The organism is Aeromonas sp. HMWF014 (assembly GCF_963878295.1).
Classification (GTDB): domain Bacteria; phylum Pseudomonadota; class Gammaproteobacteria; order Enterobacterales; family Aeromonadaceae; genus Aeromonas; species Aeromonas popoffii.
On the sequence record NZ_CAWNYS010000426.1, the window covers coordinates 1,104 to 5,329 of the forward strand.

Annotated in this window: 3 protein-coding genes; all 3 read left to right on the forward strand. The window is 65.9% G+C overall.

Going from position 1 to position 4,226, the window contains the following annotated elements:
• Positions 1-2,388, forward strand: a 2,388-nt coding sequence (locus AAC083_RS16870; protein ID WP_258224737.1) for an amino acid adenylation domain-containing protein, incomplete at its 5' end; no start/stop codon positions are given.
• A 20-nt stretch (positions 2,389-2,408) separates the two neighbouring features.
• Entirely contained in the window at positions 2,409-3,158 is a 750-nt protein-coding gene (dhbA, locus tag AAC083_RS16875) for a 2,3-dihydro-2,3-dihydroxybenzoate dehydrogenase (protein ID WP_108537214.1), read from the forward strand.
• Positions 3,159-3,166: 8 nt separating this feature from the next.
• A partial coding sequence (locus AAC083_RS16880) for a condensation domain-containing protein (RefSeq protein ID WP_258224738.1) occupies positions 3,167-4,226 on the forward strand: 1,060 nt, incomplete at its 3' end.

The following is a 4,226-nucleotide window of genomic DNA, read 5'->3' on the forward strand; positions in this document are numbered from 1 at the left end:
TGGCCCGATCTGCTGCTGGCCGGGCTCTCGGCCCAGCTGTCGCTTGCCAGCGGCCAGCAACAGACCCTGCTCGGCCTGATGATGATGAACCGCATCGGCTCGGCGTCGCTGACCGTGCCCTGCATGCAGATGAACATCACCCCGTTGGCGCTGGCCCTCGACGAGGGGCTGGATCTGGCGGGGGCCGCTGGGGCCGTGGCCAAGGCCAAGCGCGGTGTGCGCAAGCACCAGCACTACCGCTACGAGCTGCTTCGCCGAGAACTGGGCCTGGTGGGGGGAGACAAGCGATTGTTCGGCCCCCTGGTCAACATCATGCCGTTCGATCACGCCCGTCGCTTCGGGCCGCTCAGTGCCCATATCCTCAATATCAGCGCCGGGCCGGTGGAGGATCTCACCATAGAGGTGCAGGTGGGCGCCGATGGTCAACCCAGGCTGGATCTGGACGCCAATCCCAATTGCTACCAGCAGGCCGATCTGGCGACTATCGCCGATACCCTGTTCGCTCTGCTGGGCCGCTGGCTGGCCCAGCCCGCCCAGACCCTGGGCACCCTCAAGGCCGACTGGCTGGCCGAGCAGCGGCTGGGATCCATGATCAAGGCTCCGGCTCACGAAGTGATCAAGGTGCGCCCTGTGCTGGACGCGCTCAGCCACTTCGCCGCCCAGACCCCGAACAAGATTGCCCTGATACAGGGGGAGGCGAGCGTCAGCTATGAGGCGCTGTTGGCTCGTTGCGAGCAGATGGCGGCGGCCCTGCAGGCCGCCGGCGTTGCCCCCGGCGACAAGGTGGGCGTCATGCAGGCCCGCAGCCCCCAGGCCATCTTCGCCCAGCTGGCGGTGTTGCTGGCGGGCGCCGTCTATGTGCCGCTCGACCCCGAGCAGCCGCTGGAGCGCCAGGGCCATATCCTGCGCCTTGGCGAGGTCAAGACCCTGATCACCCAGGCGGAGTATCGTCACAAGCTGGCCAGCCTGTTCGAAGGGCGGACCCTCTTGGCGGGGGATCTGCTGAGCGACAACCGCTTGAATCAGCCGGCTGCTGGTCGCGCCGTCGCTTACCTGATGTTCACCTCGGGCTCGACCGGTCTGCCCAAGGGGGTGGCGGTCAGTCACGGGGCGCTCGATCACTTCGCCGCCGCCGCCCGCTGCCGCTATCACCTGGATGAAGGAGCGCGGATGCTGCAATTTGCCCCCTTCAACTTCGACGCCAGCATAGAGGAGGTATTCGCTACCTTAAGCGCTGGCGCTACCCTGGTGCTGCGCACCGACACCCTGCTCGAATCCATGCCCGCCTTTGCCGCCGGGGCGGAGGAGATGGGGATCACCCACCTCGATCTGCCCACGGCGTACTGGAACGAGTGGGTGGTGGCGCTGACGGCGGGCCAGGCCCACATTCCCTCGGGATTGGCCACCGTCATCATTGGCGGCGAGGCGGTCTACCCCGAGCAGTTGGCCCAGTGGCAGCGGCAGGGGCGTTTTGATGTGCGCCTGTTCAACACCTACGGCCCCACCGAGACCACTGTGGTAGTCACCACCCAGGAGCTGCAGCAGGAAGACCCGAACCAGACCCAGTTGCCCATCGGCCTGCCGCTGCCCGGCATGCAGGCGCTCATTCTGGGGGCAGGGGATCAGCCTGCCAGCGAGGGGGAGCTGGTGCTGCTCGGCCCGCAGCTTGCCAACGGCTATGTGGGTGGGGAGCAAGGGAGCTTTGAGACCCTTCGGGTCGGTGAGCAGACCCTGCCTGTTTATCGCACTGGCGACAGGGTGCGGCAGGTGGCTGGCCGCCTGGTCTATCTGGGTCGGCGCGACAACGAGTTCAAGATCAGCGGCTATCGCATCCAGCCCGGCGAGGTGGAGGCCCAGTTGCTGGCCCTGCCCGGGGTGGACGAGGCCTGCGTGCAGGGTATTAGCCTTGGCAGCGTGCGCCGGCTGGTGGCTTTCGTGGCAGGGCCGGAGCGTGACAGCCGGGCCATCAAGGCGCAGCTCGCCAAGGTGCTGCCCGCCGCCATGATCCCCACCGATTATCGCCACTATGACCAGCTGCCTCGCACCGGCTCCAACAAGCTGGATCGCAAGGCCCTGCTGGCTCAGTACCAGGGGGGGGGCGAGGCGCTACTCCTTGGCAAAGAGTCCCTCGGCAGCGAGACGGAGAACCGGGTCGGCGCCATCTGGCAGCAGATCCTGGGGCTCGCCACCATGGCGCCGGCGGACAACTTCTTCGAGCTGGGGGGGCAGTCCCTGCAGACCATACAGATAGTGAACCGGCTCGGCGCCGAGTTCGGGGTACAGGTCAAGGTCTCCGATGTGTTCGATCATCCCCGTCTCGATGACTTCTGCCGCTTCCTCGACGGCAAGCTGACCGAGGATGAAGAGAGCGTGGAGATGGTGTGGTGATGAGCAAGGAGCAACAAGCAATGGCTTTTGATTTCAGTGGCAAGCGGGTCTGGGTGACCGGGGCCGGCCGTGGCATAGGGCGCGAGGTGGCGGAGCAGTTCGTGGCCGCTGGCGCCGCCGTGGTGGGGCTGGATCTGGCGTTTCCCGAGGCTGGCTACCCCTATGCCACCCGGCTGCTCGACATCGGTGATGCCGCGGCGGTCAACACCTGCTGCACGCAGCTGCTGGCGGACGGCGGGCTGGATGTGCTGGTCAACGGAGCCGGGGTCTTGCGCCTCGGTCCCACCGAAGCCTTGAGCGATGACGACTGGCACGACTGCATGACAGTCAACGCCAGCGGCGTCTTCTATCTGCTGCGGGCCCTGGTGCCCCACTTCAAGGCGCAGCGGTGCGGCGCCATCGTCACCATCGGCTCCAACGCGGCCCATGTGCCGCGCATGCAGATGGCGGCTTACTGCGCCTCCAAGGCAGCGGTCACCAGCCTGACCCAGACGGTGGGGCTGGAGCTGGCCCCCTTTGGCGTGCGGGTCAACCTGGTGTCTCCGGGCTCTACGGATACCCCCATGCTGCGGGGCATGCTGCCGGACGAGGTGGCCATGGCCCGCACCATTGCCGGGCTGCCGGATCAGTTCAAGCTCGGTATTCCCCTGCGCAAAATCGCCACCCCGGCGGAGATCGCCAATACCGTGCTCTTCCTGGCATCCAGCCTGGCCAGCCATATCACGCTGCAGGATCTGGTCGTCGACGGCGGCGCCACCCTGAGCGCCTGAGGTAAGTGATGAACAATATGATAACGCTGCTAAAACAGCTGGAACGTCAGGGGGTCAGGCTGGCCCTCAACGACAAGGGGCAGCTGGTCTCCCAGTCGAGCAAGGAGGCGCTGACCCCCGCCATTGGCGCCACCATCAAGGCGCACAAGGATGAGCTGGTGCGCTGTCTGGCCGCCCGCGCCGCCTTCGAGGCGCCCATTCTTGCGCAAAGTGAAGCGCAAGGGGCCCTGCGCGGGCCGCTCTCATCCTCCCAGAGCGGACTCTGGTTTATCGAGCAGTACGAGGAGGCCTCCCACCTCTACAATATGCCGGTCTATTTTCGCGTACACGGCGAGCTGGATACGGCGGCGCTGGCGTTTGCCTTCGATCACCTGTTTGCCCGCCACCCCAGCATGCGCACCCGTTTCGTCAAGGACGAGACGGGCAGAGGGGCTCAGGAGATACTGCCGCACCTTCCCTTCACCTTGCCCGTTGAAGACGTCAGCCAGCAGCCGCAAGCCGAGCGCGAGGCCTATGTGGCCAGGCGGGTGCGCGAAGAGATAGGGCGCCCCTTCTCCCTGACCAAAGGGGACCTCAGCCGGGTGCAGCTGATTCGCCTCGGCGAGCGCGAGCATGTGCTGCTGATCACCCAGCACCACATCATCTCGGACGGCTGGTCGGTCAAGAACATGTTTGCCGACTTGAAGCGCGCCTTCCTGGCCCATCAGAACCGGGAGCCCTTGAGCGTGCCCGAGTTGCCGCTCACCTATCTTGACTATGCCCACTGGTTCAATTCGCCGCGCTTTCTTGACTATCACGCCGAGTTCAAGCCGTTTTGGGTTGACCGCCTCAGTGGCAGCCCCGAGGTGCACGGCCTGCCGCTCGACAAGCCGCGGCCGGCCCATCAGGCCAGCGGCGGCGAGCTGGTCTTCTCCACCATCGACAACGCCCTGTGGGAGAGCTTCAAGCGGCTGTGCCAGCGCCACAACACCTCCAACTTCATCGGCCTGCACGCCCTGTTTGCCCTGTTGATGGTGCGCCAGAGCGGCGAGAAGGAAGTGGTCATCGGCACGCCGCTCGCCTATCGTG

Coding starts and splice junctions, on each gene's coding strand:
- dhbA (WP_108537214.1), top strand. CDS start 2,409: ATGGCTTTTGATTTCAGTGGCAAGCGGGTCTGGGTGACCGGGGCCGGC.